The 19,001-nt window shown below is 55.6% G+C and carries 16 protein-coding genes; 11 read left to right on the top strand and 5 right to left on the bottom strand.

Features of this window, described 5'->3' with window-relative positions; translation table 11 throughout:
- Window positions 1-54: 54 nt before the first annotated feature.
- From DNI29_RS12065 to DNI29_RS12045, 5 genes are all read left to right on the top strand, one after another.
- A complete protein-coding gene (locus DNI29_RS12065; protein ID WP_162303593.1) occupies window positions 55-603 on the top strand; it encodes a hypothetical protein in 549 nt (182 codons plus the stop codon).
- 79 nt (window positions 604-682) lie between these two features.
- Entirely contained in the window at window positions 683-1,630 is a 948-nt protein-coding gene (locus DNI29_RS12060; RefSeq protein WP_110978368.1) for an ABC transporter ATP-binding protein, read from the top strand.
- 15 nt (window positions 1,631-1,645) lie between these two features.
- Window positions 1,646-2,974, top strand: a complete 1,329-nt coding sequence (locus tag DNI29_RS12055; protein ID WP_110978367.1) for an ABC transporter permease — start codon at window positions 1,646-1,648, stop codon at window positions 2,972-2,974.
- Between the two features lie 118 nt (window positions 2,975-3,092).
- Window positions 3,093-3,974: a ChaN family lipoprotein gene (locus DNI29_RS12050; protein ID WP_110978366.1), complete on the top strand. Its 882-nt coding sequence runs from the start codon at window positions 3,093-3,095 to the stop codon at window positions 3,972-3,974.
- Between the two features lie 23 nt (window positions 3,975-3,997).
- On the top strand, window positions 3,998-4,633 hold the full coding sequence (locus tag DNI29_RS12045) for a hypothetical protein (protein ID WP_110978365.1): 636 nt from the start codon (window positions 3,998-4,000) through the stop codon (window positions 4,631-4,633).
- On the opposite strand, the gene DNI29_RS12040 is transcribed toward DNI29_RS12045, so the two are convergent.
- Window positions 4,630-6,234, bottom strand: a complete 1,605-nt coding sequence (locus DNI29_RS12040; RefSeq protein WP_110978364.1) for a glycerol-3-phosphate dehydrogenase/oxidase — start codon at window positions 6,232-6,234, stop codon at window positions 4,630-4,632. The genes DNI29_RS12045 and DNI29_RS12040 overlap by 4 nt on opposite strands.
- A 130-nt stretch (window positions 6,235-6,364) precedes the next feature.
- On the opposite strand from DNI29_RS12040, the gene DNI29_RS12035 reads away from it, so the two are divergent.
- From DNI29_RS12035 to DNI29_RS12020, 4 genes are all read left to right on the top strand, one after another.
- On the top strand, window positions 6,365-6,826 hold the full coding sequence (locus DNI29_RS12035) for a GNAT family N-acetyltransferase (RefSeq protein ID WP_110978363.1): 462 nt from the start codon (window positions 6,365-6,367) through the stop codon (window positions 6,824-6,826).
- A gap of 10 nt (window positions 6,827-6,836) precedes the next feature.
- A complete protein-coding gene (locus DNI29_RS12030; RefSeq protein WP_110978362.1) occupies window positions 6,837-7,796 on the top strand; it encodes an MBL fold metallo-hydrolase in 960 nt (319 codons plus the stop codon).
- A gap of 647 nt (window positions 7,797-8,443) precedes the next feature.
- Window positions 8,444-9,325, top strand: coding sequence for a 3-keto-disaccharide hydrolase (locus tag DNI29_RS12025; RefSeq protein ID WP_110978361.1), 882 nt, complete (start codon window positions 8,444-8,446; stop codon window positions 9,323-9,325).
- 89 nt (window positions 9,326-9,414) lie between these two features.
- Window positions 9,415-10,080: a hypothetical protein gene (locus DNI29_RS12020; protein WP_110978360.1), complete on the top strand. Its 666-nt coding sequence runs from the start codon at window positions 9,415-9,417 to the stop codon at window positions 10,078-10,080.
- A gap of 42 nt (window positions 10,081-10,122) precedes the next feature.
- Here the strand turns inward: DNI29_RS12020 and DNI29_RS12015 are convergent, their stop codons facing one another.
- Both DNI29_RS12015 and DNI29_RS12010 read right to left on the bottom strand, forming a co-directional pair.
- The gene (locus DNI29_RS12015; protein ID WP_110978359.1) at window positions 10,123-12,318 is read right to left on the bottom strand and encodes a penicillin acylase family protein; all 2,196 of its coding nucleotides are present in this window, start codon (window positions 12,316-12,318) and stop codon (window positions 10,123-10,125) included.
- Between the two features lie 165 nt (window positions 12,319-12,483).
- Window positions 12,484-12,837, bottom strand: coding sequence for a HesB/IscA family protein (locus tag DNI29_RS12010; protein WP_045687449.1), 354 nt, complete (start codon window positions 12,835-12,837; stop codon window positions 12,484-12,486).
- Window positions 12,838-13,098: 261 nt separating this feature from the next.
- On the opposite strand from DNI29_RS12010, the gene DNI29_RS12005 reads away from it, so the two are divergent.
- Window positions 13,099-13,635, top strand: a complete 537-nt coding sequence (locus DNI29_RS12005; protein ID WP_110978358.1) for a DUF7935 family protein — start codon at window positions 13,099-13,101, stop codon at window positions 13,633-13,635.
- A 144-nt stretch (window positions 13,636-13,779) separates the two neighbouring features.
- Entirely contained in the window at window positions 13,780-14,310 is a 531-nt protein-coding gene (locus tag DNI29_RS12000) for a 5' nucleotidase, NT5C type (protein WP_110978357.1), read from the top strand.
- Between the two features lie 112 nt (window positions 14,311-14,422).
- On the opposite strand, the gene bshA is transcribed toward DNI29_RS12000, so the two are convergent.
- Entirely contained in the window at window positions 14,423-15,565 is a 1,143-nt protein-coding gene (gene bshA / locus DNI29_RS11995; RefSeq protein ID WP_202910460.1) for an N-acetyl-alpha-D-glucosaminyl L-malate synthase BshA, read from the bottom strand.
- A gap of 258 nt (window positions 15,566-15,823) precedes the next feature.
- Window positions 15,824-18,775, bottom strand: a complete 2,952-nt coding sequence (locus DNI29_RS11990; RefSeq protein WP_110978355.1) for a serine hydrolase domain-containing protein — start codon at window positions 18,773-18,775, stop codon at window positions 15,824-15,826.
- Window positions 18,776-19,001 lie beyond the last annotated feature (226 nt).

The raw sequence follows: 19,001 nt of genomic DNA, 5'->3' as shown, positions 1-19,001 counted from the left end.
CAGCAGCCAGTTGAGCTAGCCCAAACTGCCTTAACCGAACAAAAACTACATGCTATGCTTACCTCTTCTTCTTCCGCAAATCCGTTGCTCCGATTGAAAAAAAATGCTTCTCGGGAGCTGAGTTGGGTAGTAATGGCCTTTGGGCTAAACGGCTTCAACGCCTTCTTTTTTGCCCGCAACTCTGCTAGTCTGCAGTGGTTTGTGGTGATGTTGATGGTAATGCTGGCAGTAGTAGGGGGGATAGTCTATCAACGGCTGCGCGTGTTGCGGGAAATGGAACAGCAGCATGATAACTTGTACCAGTCCCTGAAAAGCCGGATTTCCCGATTTCGGCACCTGATGCGGTTGCACGACTACGTGGGGGTAGTGACCCTGATACTGGTAGCGCTTACAGTGCTGGTAGTTCGGCAGGCCGAGTTGCTGGAGTACGTAAGCTCTTCGGGACCCAACTGGGGCTGGCACTGGGCTATAGTAGGCCTGGGGGTGGTAACCGTGCTGGCGCTTATTTATGCGGGATATGCAATTGGCAAACTGGAGCACCAGCGCCGCTACGGTCGGCACCTCGACCAACTGGAAGCAGCCATGCGGGAGTTAGAGGCCTAAAGCAGCCCGTTCGTTGAAATAGATTCTATAGTACATAGCCAAAATTCTACATTCGCTGTAGATCAAACCCTACTATCTAATGGCCGCGCAACCTATTCTTCAAGCCATTGACGTGCACAAGGCCTACGCCGCGCACGTTGCTCTAAATGGCGTTAGTCTTGATATTCCGGAAGGCAGCATTTTCGGGCTGCTGGGGCCCAATGGCGCCGGAAAAACTTCGCTGATCCGCATCATCACCCAGATAACGGGCGCTGACTCCGGCGAAATCCGGGTGCGAGGCGAGAAGCTACAGCCCAAACACATTTCCGAAATCGGCTACCTGCCTGAGGAGCGGGGACTGTACAAGAAAATGAAGGTAGGGGAGCAACTGCTTTATTTAGCTCGCCTGAAGGGGCTTTCCCGGACCGATGCAACCCAGCGCATCAAAAATTGGCTGGAGCGCCTAGACATCCGGGCGTGGGCTGAGAAGAACGTGGAGGACCTCTCGAAGGGCATGCAGCAGAAGGTGCAGTTTGTTGCTACCGTGCTGCACGAACCCAGCATTATTATCCTAGATGAGCCTTTCTCTGGCTTCGACCCGATTAATGCCAACCTTATCAAGGACGAAATTCTGAAGCTGCGCGACAACGGCGCTACCATCATCTTCAGTACCCACCGCATGGAGTCGGTGGAGGAGCTCTGCGACAGTATTGCCCTCATCAACCGCAGCCGGAAAGTGTTGGATGGTTCCGTGCGCGACATCAAGGATACCTTCAAAACCCAAACCTACGTGGTGGAAGGCAAGGGGCGGCCCATGATTCTGCACCCCGATTTCGAAGTGCTGGAGCACCGCGAACGTGAAAACGGCCACTTCTATGACATTATCAAGCTGCACGCGGGCACTACCTCCAACGACCTGCTGCGCTACCTCATTGGTAACGTGGAAGTGCACGCCTTCCGGGAGTTGATTCCGAGCATCAACGACATCTTTATTCGCCGGGTGCGCGAAACCATGCCAGAAAGCCTGGTAGAAGAAGTTACTATCTAATTCCCAAACCCCGTCATGGATAAAATCATACTCATATTTCAGCGCGAATACCTCACGCGGGTACGCAAGAAAAGCTTCATCATTATGTCGTTGATTGGGCCGCTGCTTACGGTGGCTCTGTTTGCGGTACCTGTGCTCATTGCTACGCTCTCGGATAGTGACAAGGTGGTAGCAGTGGCTGATGCTGGCGGCATGTTCGCCGATAAGCTCCCCGACGATAAAGGCGACATCCACTTTACGCGCGTAGCAGCCGATTTGCCCACCGCCAAAACTGAATTTCAGAAGAGTAAATACGATGCCCTATTGTATGTGCCGAAGCTAGATTTGGCCAACCCTACCGGCATTCAGGTGTTCTCGCGGAAAGGCCTGGGCATGTCGTTGGAGCGTGATATTAAGCGCGCCGTTGATAATGCCGTAGAAACCAAGCGCCTCAGCCAGGCCGGAATCGAGCGTTCGGTGCTCGACAATATGAAGGCCAACGTAGACCTGCAAACGGTAAGTCTGAGCGAAGATGGGGAGCGGAGTTCCAGCACCGGCGTCAGCACGGGAGTAGCCTACATGTGCGGCTTTCTGATTTACATGTTCATTTTCATCTATGGCATCCAGATTATGCGGGGCGTGATGGAAGAGAAAACCAACCGCATTGTAGAAGTGGTTATTTCCTCAGTAAAACCATTCCAGCTGATGATGGGCAAGGTGCTAGGTATTGCTGCGGTAGGCTTTACTCAACTGGCGCTGTGGGTGCTGCTCTCTGTGGGCATCAGTTCGGCAATGGCTGGCTCCTTTAGCCCCGATAAAATGGTGCAGAGCCGCGTAGAGCGGGTAAACGCTGCCACCGGCACTAGCACTGCGCAAGCGAAAGAAAAGAAGGAAGAAGGCAACAAGATTGTGCAAGCGCTACAACAGGCTGACCTGAATGTGCCGCTTATCGTGGGTTGCTTTCTGTTTTACTTCCTGGGCGGCTACTTGTTCTACGGCGCGCTCTTCGGAGCCATTGGTTCTGCCGTAGACAGCGAAACCGACACCCAACAGTTTATGCTACCCGTGACCATGCCGCTGGTGCTAACCTTTGTTGTGTCGCAGGCAGTCCTGACGACTAACCCCAATGGTACGGTGGCCTTCTGGATGTCGATGATTCCCTTTACCTCGCCCATTGCCATGATGATGCGCTTGCCCTTTGGTGGAGTGCCCATGTGGCAGCTTGGCCTTTCCATGTTGTTTCTGGTGCTGGGGTTTGTGGCTGCCATCTGGGTAGCGGCCCGCATTTACCGCGTGGGCATTCTGATGTACGGCAAGAAAGTAACCTACGGGGAGCTCTCGAAGTGGATGTTCTATAAAGGCTAGGCCAACACAGGCAATAGCTTTTAGTTGAACATAGCAGGCCCCGGTAGCTGTTGAAAAGCAGCTGCCGGGGCTTTCTGCTACCTTGCACTCCGGCTTTTCCCCGCGGCGCTGCTTTCCTATGACCAGAAAATTCCTGCTCCTACCCCTGTTTTTCCTGCTAACCTCCCTGTCCCTGCGGGCCGATGACAAACCCGCCTACCGGCTGTTTACAGCCGCAGGCAAAGCCGCCGACTACGATAAGATGCTCAAGGAGCTGGCCACCGCCGATGTCGTTTTTTTCGGGGAGCAGCACAACGACCCCATGGCGCACTGGCTGGAGCTACAGGTAACCAAGGACCTATTGCGCCTGCGGCAGGGCCAACTGGTGCTGGGCCTGGAAATGTTTGAGCGCGACGTGCAGCCCCTGGTGGACCAGTACACCACCGGCGAGCTGTCGGATAAAGAGTTCGAGGAGCAAAGCCGCCCCTGGCCCAACTACGCCACCGATTACAAGCCCCTGCTGCAGCTAGCGAAGCAACAGAAGTTTCGGGTGGTGGGTACCAACGTGCCGCGCCGCTACGCCTCGCAAGTAGCAAAAGGCAGCCTCGCGGCGCTTAATGAGCTGCCAGCTTCGGAGAAGGCCTGGATGGTTCCTCTGCCAATGACGGTAGATTACGAGCTGCCCGGCTACAAAAACATGGCGAAGATGTTCGGGGGCGACGCCGCCCATGCTGCCGGCGTGCAGAATATCATTCAGGCCCAGGCCCTCAAGGACGCTACCATGGCCCACTTCCTCAACCAGGCTCGTCCCGAAGGCCACCTGCTGCTCCACCTCAACGGGGCCTACCACTCCGATAATCACGACGGTATTCTGGCTTACCTGCGCCAACAAAACCCCAAGCTGAAGGTGCTGACCATTAGCACAGTTTCGCAGGAGCAACTCAGCAAGCTGGAGAAAGAAAATCAGCAGAAGGCGGATTTCGTGCTGGTAGTACCCCAGGACATGACCAAGACGTATTAAGCCTACTCCTCATCACCTCCGCTATGCTTTCCACTCAAAACTACACCGCCCTACCCGATATGGCGGGCCTGCGCCGCCTCTGCCAGTCGTTGGCCGTACTCGATGCCATTAACTCTCAGGACCTGGAATACCGCTACTACACCTTCGACCCTAACTGGGACCTGGGCGAGGCGTTATTTGAAATGAACGACGGGGAAGGTGACCAACTGATGGTATTGTTCCGGGAGGAAGGCTGCTGCATTAATGGCTACCTCGATGGCTACGACCAACCCGAGAAAGCCCAGGTAACGCGCGGTCTGCCCGAAGTGTTTGATGAGTTTATATTCGGCGAGCCGGTCAGCTCCATCGGTACCACGTTCTGCCTCTGGTACACGCCGGCCCACGGCTGGCAAACCGGTATCCTGCCCGATGAGGACGATGGCTCGGAAGAGTTGCTGTTCATCTTCGATGGCAACCCCGAAACCTACGCCGAGTGGGCCAATGAATACTACATCGACGAAACTGACCGGGACCCGATAGACGCCGGGACCGTAGCCCATATTTATCAGCACGAGCCCCTGACCAAGGAACTGGTAAAAGAACTTATCGATCCGCTAGATGACTGGGCCCAGCTGGAAACCGATCTGCAGGAAATTGGCTACCCCTACCAGTTTGCTTAGCCCGTGAGCTGCTTGGGCAGATAGTGCCGGGCCAGGGCAGTAAAGGCTTCTACCTGCTGCTGTTGCCACTGCTCGTTCCGGCCGAGTTCCTGGGCCAGCAGAGCGGCTACCTGCGGGGCTATCCGGATGGCTGCTCGCGCATCCAGAAAAAGCACCCGCACCCGGCGGGCCAGCACGTCTTCTACGGTGCGCGCCATTTCGGAGCGGGCGGCCCACACCACTTCCGCCCGCAGAAATTCCAGCGCCTCATCCAGGGGCTCGCCAAGCTCCGGGTGTTGGGTAATAAGCTCCTGCAGGGCTGGTAAGTCGGAGCCATAGGCTGAAAGATGGTTGCCACGGGAACCAGGGGGTAGGCTAGCACCATGGATGGGCAGATGAGCGGTTTGGCTTGGGGCAGGGGGTAGCAAGCCCAGGCCAATTACCTTGTCTATCACATCCTGCCCCATGCGACGGTAGGTAGTCCATTTGCCGCCGGTAATGGTAAGCAGGCCCGTTCGGGAAACCAGGATTTTATGGCTGCGCGAAATTTCCTTGGTGGAGGCGGAGCCGCTTTGGGGCGCCGCCAGTGGCCGTAAGCCGGCAAAAAGGCTCAGCACATCCGAGCGTTTGGGCGCTCGGGTGAGGTAGGCGGCGGCTGTGCGCAGAATGAATTCGATTTCCTCGTCCAGAGCCTGGGGTTCGAGGTGGGTTGTGTTCAGAGGCGTATCTGTAGTGCCTACTACCACGCGGCCTAGCCAGGGCACGGCAAACAGCACCCGCCCGTCCTCGGTCTTCGGAATCATGAGGGCGTTAGGCCCAGGCAGGAAAGAGGCATCGAGTACGAGGTGGATGCCCTGGCTGGGCCGCACCAGCTTGGGTGCGCCGGGCTCATCTAGCTGCAAAATGTCATCCACAAACACACCGGTGGCATTCACTACGGCCTTGGCCTGCACTTGGTAGGTAGCGCCGGTTTCCAGGTCGGTGGCGGCTACCCCCGTAATCTTGTCAGAACCATCTTTCAGCAGCCCATGCACCTGCACGTAGTTAAGGGCGGTGCCTCCGTGCTCAAGGACCGTTTGGGCCAAATTAATGGCCAGGCGCGCGTCATCGAACTGACCATCGTGGTAGAGTACCCCGCCGCGCAAACCTTCGGGCCTGATGGCGGGTAGGCGCCGCAGAGTTTCTGCTTTGCTTAGCAGTTTGCTAGTGCCCAGGCTCAGCTTGCCTGCCAGCAGATCGTACAGCTTCAGCCCAATGGTATAAAACGGCCCGCCCCACCAGGTATAGTTCGGAATAACAAAATCGAGGTTTTTTACGAGGTGGGCCGCATTTTGCAGCAGCAGGCCCCGCTCATACAAAGCTTCCCGCACCAGCGCTACGTCGCCCTGGGCCAGGTAGCGCACGCCGCCGTGCACAAGCTTAGTGCTGCGGCTGCTGGTGCCTTTAGCATAATCTGCCTGCTCCAGCAGCAGGGTTTTATAGCCACGGCTGATAGCATCCAGGGCCACACCGAGCCCCGTAGCTCCGCCCCCAATCACCACCACATCCCACAGTGGTTGGGCTTGTAGCTGCTGCAAAAGCGTTTCGCGCTGAAAGATGGAGCCAGAAGGGTTTGGTGACATAGGAGGGGTAGCACGCTTGGCTCGATGGGCCAAGCCGCTCTGCTCCCTCAACGGATTGCCGGGGAAATAGATAATTTGGGCCGGGCCTAACCGCTGGTAGGTTAGGTCAAGACTCTCACCACTCTGGCCTATGCTATTTCGTGAAGCGCAGCTGACAGATATTCCGCAACTCTCGTGGGTGCGCCTGTCAGTGCAGGAAAACCGCTTATCTGACCCCGGCCGCATTACAGTTCAGGACTACACCGAGTACCTTTCGCAGCGCGGCAAATGCTGGGTGTGCGAGGTAGCGGGCGAGGTAGTTGGCTTTGGCATTGCCGATTTGGTGGGCCGTAGCATCTGGGCCCTGTTCGTGCAGCCGGAGTTTGCCGGGCAAGGCATCGGCAAGCAGCTGCATGACCGGATGCTGGATTGGTACTTCGGCCAAACTACTGAACCCGTCTGGCTGAGAACGGACCCTGGCTCCCGCGCCGAAGAGTTCTACCGCCGGCGCGGCTGGCAGGATACCGGCCGGATGCAGGGCGGAGAAATTCGGTTTGAAATGACGGTGGAGGTGTGGAAGGGCAAACGTGCTACTCACCAACCCGTTGCCTAAAAGTAGCCTGATGCGTTTCTCAATTAATCTGCTGGCGCTTGCTTGGGCTGTTCTGCTCAGCGGATCAGTTTTAGGGCAAAAGGCGCCTAGCTTCACCGTAGTACCCTTGGGGGTGAAGGGTGGCCTGCAGGAAAGCAACCTTTCGGCCTACCTGGTGGCCCCAGCCGGCTCTGCTTCTTACCTCTGTCTGGATGCCGGAACCGTGTACAGCGGGGTCGAAAAAGCTATTAGCAATCAGGTGTTTTCTGCACCAGCCAGTGAGGTGGTCCGCAACCAAATCAAGGCCTACCTTATTTCCCACGCCCACCTCGACCACGTAGCCGGGCTGCTGCTAGGCGCCCCCGACGACACGCCGAAAAGCATTTATGGCTTTCAGAGTTGCCTTACTACTATTCAGAACGACTATTTCAACTGGCGAGCCTGGCCTAATTTCGGCAGCGGCGGCAACCCACCGGCCCTGAAAAAATACCAGCTGCGCGAGCTGCAACCCCAGCAGGAAACCTCCATCGAAAACACGGAGCTACAGGTGCAGGCCTACCCCCTTAGCCACGGTAAACCCTACCAAAGCGCGGCGTTTCTGGTGCGCAGCGGCAGTAGCTACTTGCTCTACCTCGGCGACACCGGCGCCGATGCCGTAGAGCAAAGCCAGAATTTGCGCGCCGTGTGGCAGGCCGTGCAGCCGTTGGTTAAAGCCCGACAGCTCAAGGCCATTTTCATAGAAGTTTCCTACCCCAATACCCAGCCAACAACCCAGCTGTTCGGCCACCTTACGCCAGCACTGCTCATGCAGGAAATGGGTGTACTGGGCCAGCTAGCCGGCTCACAATTCTTGCGCGGGCTGCCTGTAGTTATTACGCACCTTAAACCTTCACCCGGCAACGAAGCCGCTATTAAAAAACAGCTCACCGAAGCCAACAAGCTTGAGCTGAAGCTGGTGTTTCCGGAGCAAGGCAAGTGGCTGAAGTTTTGACTAGGGGTAGGGGCATGGTTGAAATTAAGCTACGCCAACGTGTATAAAATCCGGTAGCGCGAAACTAGTAGGAGATACTACTGGTCTAGCGGGCATGGAAAACGGTGGCGGCCATACCGGTCCATTCCTGCTATTTGCAGGCCTCATTAGCTTTTCTTCTCAAGCACAAACGGTTCACGCACTTAGCAACCAACTCACTCCTAGCTTCCAGCTCAGCACCGCGGGCAAGCTAATGTATCAGCTCTGGTTAGGGGGTAGGGCGGTACTAACTCAGCCGGCCATATTATTTATTACAAGGCCAGCTGGCACTCGCCGCGTGGTAGTGGCGTCCGCTACGAGTTTCTGTAGCAGCCTAGTCTCGCCTATTTTGTGGTGCAGCAGGAGAAAACCGAGTTCAACCTGTCAGCCAACCACAAAGCCTTCTGGATACCGGCCACCATAACTCTAACAAGTACACTAGCATCACCCGCTTGAGCGAGGTAAGTCTACGCTGAAGCTAAAGCTCGCCGCCGGGGGCGGAGCTGCTATTAGCCTGAAGCCCATAAAAAATAGAAGCAGATAAATTGGGGTAAGCGCAGACTGCTTCTGCATCATAGCTTGAAATCAGTAGATTGGGTGCATTATCCATCCACTATCTGTTTCGCCCGATGAGAAAATCTACTACCCTGGTTTGCGGGGCCATCTTGCTGCTAGCTTCTACCTCCTCGGTAGCCCCCAAAGGCTGGGAGCCACTGCTGGATAAAGACCTGAGTAAGTGGCAGACGTTTCAGAGCTACCGCCACCAAGTAGGCTACCGGGGCCAGCAACCCACTGATGCCGAAGGCAAACCGCTTGCGCCAATTGGTTACGGCAAAAACGAGGCAAACGTATTTTCCGTGGTGATGCAGGGGGGCGAGCCGGTGCTGCGCATTAGTGGCGAGATATACGGTTGCGTCTTCACTAAGCAAGATTTCCGCAATTACGCCCTCAAGCTAAAGGTGAAATGGGGGACGAAGAAATGGACGCCCCGGCTCGATGAACCCCTCGACAGCGGCATCCTGTACAACAGCCAGGGCGAGTGCGGGGTAGATTACTGGCGCAGCTGGATGCTCAGCCAGGAGTTTCAGGTGTCGGAATACCAGAAGGGTAACGCCATGGGCGACTTCTGGTGCATCGCCAACTCCACCGCCGACATACGAGCTGCCTACAACAAAACCCGGGACACGCTCCGCTACAACGCTACGGCCGCCCCTGTAACTATGGGCCGCGGTGGCCCCGGCTTCTGCCAGGCTTCCGCGAATTATGAAGTGCCCAACGGCCAGTGGAATGAGCTAGAACTCATCAACGTAAACGGCCAGAGTGTACACATCGTGAATGGGCACGTAGTGCTGGCCGTGAATAATTCTGGAGCCACTGTGAACGGGCAGCGCCAGCCACTGACGCACGGCAAAATTCAGCTGCAAAGCGAAGCCGCAGAGGTGTTCTACAAGGACATCCTCATCAAGCCCCTAGATGCCATGCCGGCCGAGTATGCTAAGTATTTCAAGTAGGGTTAGCAAATTGGCTATGTATACCGGTGATGTAGCAGTCAACATCAAGCCGGTGAAGTGCATGCTCTGTCAACAATCTGTCCTAGGCTATGAAGGAAGATCAGCTTAGTATATATACCGAAGCTTATTGGTCGCAACTAGGGCTGTTTGAACTCAGAGTACAAACAGACAACAAATTATTTCGCGTCGAACAAGATGCCGCTACTTTACAAACGGTAGGCCATGACATTATTATTCATCGGATGTATCCACCTTCTAAATGGCTACCCGATATCTATAATGTTGAAACTGCAATGGCCTGGGCATTTTATATTACCAAATGCAATTCCAGCCAAGAGCAATTAGTATGTAGTATAGAGGCAAAATCGACCACTATGCAGGGTACCGTTGAAACAGGCCAGAATCTGATAGCAGTAGGGTTTGAGGGTGAAGCTAGGCAGCTTCATATAGGCACGGAAGATGAGGATGCAATGGCTTCCCGGGCTAATAATAATGACTGGATGCCGCCTCGGCTGAGAGCATTCCTAAGTAACTATGATCTGTTAATAACGGATGTTACTCCCAACGGTCTTATAACCAAGATACCCTTGCTGAAACCGGGCGAACAGCTTTATTTTCACTATATAATTGCTGAAAATCCTTATCGTGCTTCATCTGAGTATCCACAAGAAACTGATATTTCGACTTGGATTGCGGTTGATCAATCGAAATATCAAATAAGTAATACTTGGCTAGAGCAAGCAAAAAAGCCCTGACCTTATGGTCAGGGCTTTTTATTAGTTAATATGCTCGATCCACTACTGCCCGGGTGAGTACGTGCGCTCGGCGTGCTGCTTCACGTCTTCGGGGTAGAACCACACTTCCTTGAAGTTTTCCTCCGCATACAATGCGGCTTGGTCAGTGAAGTGGGGGGAGGTAGGCTGGTTGTTGTTGCCGCCGGCCAATACGGAGCGGGCTTTGATACGGGGACCGAACTCCACCACCGCAATAAAGCTATTCCCGACGCTGCCGTACCGCTTCTTGGTACCGGGGTAGGTGCGCGAACCGAAAGCCGCTAAGGAGCCCCAGGCCGAAGAGGTAAACGCTACCGGCAAACTGGGCTTCTGATCATCGTAGGTTTCCGTGATATTGCCCGTAAGGCGCTGAAAACGGTTTACCTCGCCCCAGGGCATGCGCCAGGTACCAAAGTCGCGGGTTAGCTCCTCCACAATTTCCTGCAGAGCCGTTACCTTCTCTTGAGGCGTGGTGTGGGCAATGGTAAACTTGACGAGGCTGATGTAATCCAGAACCTGGCCGGCCGGTACGCGCGGGCGCGCCAGGCGCAGCAGCCGCTCGCCCCAATAGGTAGCCAGCGTTTGCCCCACCGAGGTTTTGCTGTAGCGCTTGTCCCAGGCCTGCAGCACCTTCATAGCTTCCACCACGTCACCTTCCGGCGGGTTAGGGCTGTCCGTCATGAATTGAAAGTCCTTAGCCAGGGCCGGCAGCAGTTCCTCGAAACCCGGGAGGTAGGGGTCTTTGGCGGCAGCAATCAGTGTATCCAGAGTAAACACCGATTTCTGGCTAAGCACGCGCACTGCATTGATGCCGCGGTAGTTTTCCGCATCGGGGGCCATGTAAGCGGGGTACTTGCTCTTATCGGGGCTGCTAGGACCCGAAACGGTAAAAGGGGTAGAGTTGCAATTCTGAATCCAGCCGCTGGCCGGGTTCATCACCTGCACAATATCCTCCACTTTGTGCAGGCCCTTCCAGTCGGTTTTGGGGTTGCTGCCATCCACGGGCTGGCTCCAGTCGAACTGCGGGTCGCGGCGGGGCATGAAGTTGCCGTGCCAGTAGGCAATAGTGCCCTTGCTGTCGGCAAATACCGTGTTATTGGAGGCGTTGCCGTTGAGCTTCATTACCTTCTGGAAGCTGGCATAATCAGTCGCTTTCGTGCGCAGGTATGATTGTTCCAGCGCCTGCAACGGCGTATCCATCATGCGCACCGTCACCCACTTGTTGTCGGCCTGCTGACCTACCACCGGTCCGTGGTGGGTGCGGTAGGTAGTGAACTGCCGCCGCACAATTTTGCCATCCTGCAGATAGGGAATGGAAACAGTAGCTACCTGCACAGGCCGCAGCTTCTTGCCGTAGCGGTAGTACGGCTTGCCGTCTTTCAGCTCAATGGTTTCCAGGTACTCATCCATGGAGTCGGCGAAGCTGGAGGTGTGCATCCAGCCGCAGTGCTGGTTGAAGCCCTGATACACAAAGAATTGTCCCCACGTCACGGCTCCGTAGGCGTTCAAGCCTGCTTCACTGCTTACCTGCACCTCGGGGCGGAAGTAGAACGACGTGTGCGGATTAATAAGCAGCAGGGCGTGGCCACTGGCACTTTTGGCCGGCGCCACGGCAAACCCATTGGAGCCTACCGGCTCCCGCTCCGCCTTCTCAAAATCGGGCCGTACCCAGGAGGTAGACTTCCGGTTGCCATAGAAGTTCTTTAGCCGCTCCAGCGGCACCACACTGATGTTTCCCCCGATGCTACCCTCACTAAACATCAAAGGCATCCAGGGCTGAAAGCGGCGTAGCAGCTTTGGCTTAACTGTGGGGTGAGTGTAGAGGTAGTAATTGGTACCGTCGGCGAAGGCATTCAGCAACTGCTTCATCCAGGCCGGACTCTTCTTGTAAATACTGATGGCCTGGGTGCTGTCCATGAACAGACGGGCGCGCAAATCGTGGTAAATGGCTGATTCACCCTCTACCTCCGCCAACCGGCCAATGGCATCAAGGTAATTGGTTTCTACCCGCGCAAAATCATCTTCGCATTGCGCATAGAGCAAGCCGAATACCGCATCAGCATCGGTTTTGCCCTGCACATGCGGTACGCCCCAGGTGTCGCGCGTGATGGTAACCTGCTTGGCTTGCTGCTGCCAGCGGGCAATTTCAGCGGGGCTGAATGCTTGGGCTTGTACTCCGGCAGCGGACAGCAAAAGGCCCAGGGCAAGGAAGGAACGCATCAGAGGAGAAAATGAGTAGGAGGGAAGAGCGGCCTAAAGTAGCCAGCAACTCGCATATAGACCTGCTCTGCACCGCTGGCTGCATCTGACCAGCTAAAAAAAAAAGCCCCAACCAACTAGTTGGGGCTTCTCTCTGAGCTACCTGAGTAGCGCAGCTGAATAGAGTTAGGCTGAGAACGAGGAACCGCAGCCGCAGGTGCTTTTCGCCTGGGGGTTGTTGAACACAAAGCCACGGGCGTTCAGGCCATCCTGGAAGTCAACCTCCATGCCCAGCACGTACATGGCGTGTTTTTTATCCATGATGAGCAGTACGCCGTCGAGGTCGAAAGTTTCGTCCTGCTCTTTGGCTTTGTCGAAGCCGAGCAGGTAGCTCATGCCCGAGCAGCCACCGCCCTGCACGCCAACGCGCAGCCCGTATTCAGCGGGCACGTTTTTCTCAATCAGAATATTCCGAACCTCTTCCAGTGCGCGGGGAGTGAGGCTAATGGGAGCAAGTTTCGTGGAGACGGCCGTTGCCATAGTGAGTTCGTCGTTAGGGAAGTAAGGCGACAAATATACGAAGCTCGCGGCAGTCACCTGATGCATCCAAACCCCGGACGCGGGCCCTGCTCGAAACTCAAGCTCCGATTGAGGGTATAACAGCGGGTAGCGGCTTGCGGTTCACACTATATTTGCGGACCTCAGGCAGCTGCCTTTTCCGCTTGCTGATCCGCTTATTCCTCGTTTTGGCGCCGACGTCCTTGGCGCCCTACCCTTACTGTTCGGCCCAACCTGCCCCTCATGGATTCTACCGCCTACTTCTTCGATCTGCTCAAGATTATTCTGCCGGCCCTCATTGTAGCGGGTGCCATTTACTTTCTTTTTCAGCAATTTCTGGAAAAGGAGCAGCAGCGCCGCCTGGTAGAAATGCGGCTGGAAGCCAGCAAAACTACCTTGCCTCTGCGCCTGCAGGCCCTGGAGCGCGTGACGATGCTGCTGGAGCGCATCACGCCCAACAACCTGTTGGTGCGTGTCAGCAGCGCCGGCCTTTCGGCCTCCGACTACCACCGCCTGCTGCTGCAGGAAATCCGGGCGGAAATGGAGCATAACCTTAGCCAACAGCTTTACATGCAGCCCGAAACCTGGGCCGCAGTAAAACAGGCCCAAGAAAGTGTAGTGAACCTTATTACTACCCACTACCAGGCGTTGCCCAACCTCCAGGAAGCGCGCGGTCCGGAGTTAGCGCGCCACATTTTGGAAGGTCTCATGACGAATCAGTTCGACCCCACGGCAACAGCCCTGCTAGTAGTGAAGCGGGAGGCTGTGGCTATGTTCTAACAAAACGTACCGCGCAGTTCTTTATTTGTCAGACCGCGGCGAAGCCGAGGTGTCCAGTTTGAGTTGCTAGGTAGTGCCTCAACCTCAGTCCGCGAGATACTACGGCTGCGTTTTAACAGTTCTTCAGAAGCATATCCTTAGCACATGACGAAAAAGCGTATTGCCGTAGATATGGATGAGGTTATTGCCGATTCAATTGCCCGGTTTCAGGAATGGTACGGACTTGATTTTCAACTTACCATGACCCTGGATGAACTGCGCGGCAAGCACTTCCACGAGGCCGTGGCCCCTGAACATCAGGCGTCGTTGCGCGAATACCCCAACCGTCCCGGCTTCTTTAAAGATCTGCCCGTAATTGCCGATAGCCAGCGCGTATTGCGCGAACTGAACCAGCGCTACGAATTATTTATAGCCACGGCCGCTATGGAGTTTCCGAACTCCTTTCTGGATAAATACGAGTGGATGAAGCAGCATTTCGACTTCATTCCGTGGCGTAACATTGTTTTCTGCGGTGACAAAAGCATCATCAATGCCGACTACCTTATTGATGATAACGCCTTCAACTTCGACAACTTTAGGGGCGAAGGCATTCTGTTCGATGCGCCGCACAATGCTGAGGAAACCCGCTACCGCCGGGTTCACAACTGGCAGGAGCTAGGAAGCCTCTTTCTATAAAGTTTAGGTAACCGTAAAGGCCCGATAGCACAAAGCTGTCGGGCCTTTACGGTAATAAGAGGACAAGCAATATTCGTTCGTCAGTGTAGCTAGTCGCAACTTGTTACCGGACTTATTCGGCTGTAACCAGGGTAGCGTCAATAGCGCGTTGGTAGCAGGCTTCGTACAGCGGCACAATCTTTTCCACCGCGAAGGTTTCGGCGTGGGCACGGGCAGCGGCCTTGAAGCGGGGTAGGTTCTCGTCGTCGAGGATGAATAGGGCGTTTTTCACCATGTCGTCCACGTCGCCGATGTTGCTGACCATGCCGGTGACCCCGTGTTCGTTCAACTCAGGAATACCGCCGGCATTGGTGCTGATAACCGGCACCTCGCACGACATAGCCTCCAGAGCCGCCAAGCCAAAGCTTTCCTTCTCAGAAGGCATCAGGAACAGATCGGCAATGCTCAGCACTTCTTCTACAGCCTCCAGCTTACCCAAGAAGCGCACATCATTACTGAGCAGGCCCAGGTCGCGGCAGATTTTCTCAATGCGAGGACGGTCGGGGCCGTCGCCTACCAGCAGCAGCTTGGCCGAAATTTGCTTTCGCACTCCGTCAAAAATGTGTACTACGTCTTCCACCCGCTTCACTGAGCGGAAGTTACTGGTGTGCACCAGCAGCTTTTCGCCTTCCGGAGCAATAGCGGCCTTGAAGTGGCCTTTGTTCTGCTTCTGAAAGCGCTCCAAGTTGATGAAGTTGGGAATTACCTCAATCTCCTTCTCAATGGCGAAGTACTCATAAGTTTCGCGGCGCAAATCGGCCGATACGGCCGTAACGCCATCCGATTGATTGATGCTGAACGTTACCACGGGCTCGTAGCTGGCATCCTTACCTACCAGAGTAATGTCGGTGCCGTGCAAAGTAGTTACCACCGGAATGCGGATGCCGCGGGTCAGCAGAATCTGCTTGGCCATGTAGGCCGCCGATGCGTGCGGAATGGCGTAGTGTACGTGCAATACATCCAGCTTCTCATTCTGCACAATGTCCACCATTTTGCTGGCCAGGGCTAGCTCGTAGGGTGGGAACTGAAAGAGGGGGTAGGGCGGGATGTATACCTCGTGGTAAAATAGGTTCTCGTTAAAGAAATCGAGACGAACTGGCTGGCTGTAGGTGATAAAATGCACGCGGTGGCCTTTTAGGGCCAATGCTTTGCCGAGTTCAGTGGCCACGACGCCCGAGCCGCCGAAAGTGGGGTAACAAACAATGCCGATGTTCATGGTAGCTTCAACAGGCGCCATACGGGGAGGATACGGGCGAAAACAGGGGGTAGGGGACAAGTGCGGGAGCTTTCGTAGTAGGTAACGGACACCGGGAAGGCTTAACCGTTGCGGCTGCTGGAGCCAAGCTCCGCATTAAATTTTAGGTGCAAACAGACCCGTGAGGGTTGGGCCAGCAAACAAATCGGCGGCAAGTCATCCCATTCAGATGGCTTGCCGCCGACGCGGTTTAGAGAAGCAGGAAGGCTGAACAACAAATCATGTTTTCTGCAACGACTTGTAAATCACGTCGTGAATTCGGGTCCGGATGTTGTACTGACGCAGCTTGTTATTGCCTGCATCAGGGTACACGCGGTTAGAAAGAAAGATGTAGAGGATTTTGTTTTCGGGGTCCATCCAGACGCAGGTGCCTGTGAAGCCGGTGTGGCCAAAGGTGCTGGCCGGCGAGAGGTTGCTGGTGGGGCCTTCGGGCTTACTCGGGTCGCCTTTGTCCCAGCCCAGGCCACGGCGGTTGCCGGCTTCGGTGCTGCGGGCAAACTCTGTAACTACTGGCGTTTGGAAAAAGCGCTGTCCGCCGTAGCGGCCATTCTGCAGGTTCATCTGCATGAGTACGGCCAGGTCATTGGCGTTAGAGAACAAGCCGGCATGGCCGCCTACCCCGCCAATCATAGCGGCCGTTTGGTCATGCACGGTGCCTTGCAGCAGCGTGCGGCGGTAGTAGGTGTCGTTCTCCGTAGGCGCAATGCACGACTTCGGGAATTTGCTGAGCGGGTTGTACGTCATGGTGCCTAGGCCCAAAGGCTGGTAGAACGTACGCTGCAGGAAGCCGTCAATTGGTTCTTTCAGCACCTTCTCGGCTACCCGCTTCAGAATGATGAAGCTCAAGTCGGAGTACTCTACTGGATATTTGCCTTTCACCTTGGGTAGCAGGCCGGAGCGCTGTACCCAGGTCCAGACGGAATCTTCGGAAGTGCTGATGCTGTACAACTCCGGAGTTACCTCCCGCGAAAACTGCGGCGACTCGGTGCTGGCATAGAAGGTCGGCTTGGGGCCGGCTTTGGTAATAGTTTTTTCCCAGGTAGGAATGCCGGGCTTGAGGCCTGCCTGGTGCATGAGCACCTCCCGCACCGTCATATCCTTTTTATTGGTCGATTTCAGTTCGGGCAGGTAAGAGGCTACCCGCTCATCGAGGTTGAGCTTGCCTTGGTCTTTCAGGTACATAATGGCCTGCAGCGTGCCTGCTACCTTCGTCACCGAGGCCAAGTCGTAGAGCGTGCTGCTGTTGACGGGCTGCGACTTATCATAGGTGCAGTAGCCGTAGCTCTTATCGAACACCACCATACCATCCTTGGCCACCAGTACCTGGCAACCGGGAGCCGCGGCATAGGCTACGGCCTCTAGGGCCACGTTGTCAATCTGCGAGAGGATGCGTGAGTCAAGGCCAGCTTCTTCGGGCGTACCGTAGCGCAGGCGCTTGAAGTCGGGGGTAGGCAGACCAGTACCGGCTTTTAGGTTTTCGGAAACCGTGACGGGTAGGCGCCCCCTCGCCGGCAAGGCCCCAAACAGTACCTGCGGCACTACCAACTGCGAGGCGTAATTGTCCTCGTAGCCACACACTAAGTTGCGGCTGCTCTCCAGATGCTTCAGGGAGTATGCATTACCGAAAGCCACTACCACCGTCTTGATACGCGGGTTGGCTTGCAACTCCTTCAGAAATTTCAACGCGCCTTCTCCAATACCATAGTTATGGGTGGGCGTATTGTTCATGTTGTGCAGGCTCACTACTACCACATTGTAGGGGGTGAGACGGCCGGCAATGCGGGTGAATGTGGAATCGACGGCGTAGCGGTTCGGAACAGCATATACCGGTCCGTTCTGATACTTGCCCATGATTTCCTTGTAGGTAGGCGCATCCGAACCAATAGTGACGGCCGCAATCCGCAGGGTGTCGAGGCGGTTGAAGGGTAGGAGGTCGTCCTCGTTTTTCACCACCGTAGTGGCGTGCTCATAAATCTGCTGCTGCACCATGCGGCTCAGAGGCCGGTTTAGGTTTTGCATCAGGTTCGGTACATCCACGGGCTGGTAGCGGTTGAGGCCGGCCCAGTACTTGGCCCGTAGCACTTTGCGCACCCGTTGGTCCACGTCGGCCTGCTCTACCTTGCCCTCGGCAATAAACTCCTTGATTTTCTGAAGAGCCATAGGTACATCCTCGGAAAACAACAGCACATCGTTGCCAGCGGCCAGGGCCAGAGCATCCAACTCACCCGGCTTATAGAGGGTCGAAACGCTCTTCATGTTCAGCGCATCCGTGAACACCAGGCCGCGGTAGTTCATTTTTTCCTTCAGCAAGCCGGTTACCAGGTTGCGGGAGATGGTAGCCGACAGCGTCCGGACCGTATCGAACAGGGGCATGTAGAGGTGACCCACCATCACGCCCATTACACCCTGCTCAAATGCCTTCTGGAACGGGTACAAATCCACGTTCGTGAGCCGGGCCATATCGGAGTTAATGACGGGTAGGGCTACGTGGGAGTCCACATCTGTATCGCCGTGACCAGGGAAGTGCTTTACTACCGCCATCACGCCGTGGTCCTGTAGGCCCCGGATGTAGCTGATGCCGTGCTTGGCTACCTGCTCCTTGTTTTCGCCGAAGGAACGGTTGCCGATAACCGGGTTGCTGGGGTTGGAGTTAACGTCGATAACCGGCGAGAAGCTCACGTGCACGCCCAGAGTCTTCATCTTCAGGGCAATTTCGCGACCCATCTGATACACGTACTGGTCGTCGTCCATGGCACCTAGCGTCATGCCTTTAGCGAAGTGCATGCTAGAGTCGAGGCGCATATCAAGGCCCCACTCGGCGTCCATGGCTACCAGCAGCGGTACCTTGGCCGCAGCTTGGTAGCGGTTGGTAAGGTTAGCCTGCCGACGTGGGCCACCCTGCAGAAACATCAGGCCCCCGATGTTATAGTTCTTAATCAGGAACTCTGTGTACTGAGCGTGCTTGCGGTCCTTATTGGAGTACGCAGCCACCATAAATAGCTGACCCAGGCGCTGGTCAGGAGTAAGCGAGTTGAAGACGCTGTCGACCCAGTTCTGCTCGGCCGCCGACATTGGTCGCCCGCCCTCTTCGCGCGGGGCCGACCAGGAGATAAGCAGACCCGTGACGGCCAGTACTAGCAGGAAGATTCCAATCCGAAAGTCTTTGAGCATCGGCTCCGGTGGTCTGTGCTGAAGGGGAATGAGAGATGGACGACGAGCCGAAAAGCCCTACTTTTGCCTTTCCAAAAAGGGTGCCGGAAGGCGTTTTCGGTTGAGTGGCAAACCTCCTTGGTTTAAGCGTTGCCCCCGTGCCGTCTGCTCCTCCCAACGCATGAACGGATAAAACCGTCCCATGTCGCGCACACAAAAGTTGGCCGCAAACTTACGGATAATTTCC

The sequence above is a fragment of the Hymenobacter sediminis genome (assembly GCF_003231285.1).
In the GTDB taxonomy this organism is placed as follows: Bacteria; Bacteroidota; Bacteroidia; order Cytophagales; family Hymenobacteraceae; genus Hymenobacter; species Hymenobacter sediminis.
Note: the sequence above shows the minus strand (reverse complement) of the source record. Positions and strands in the feature narration are given on the sequence as shown.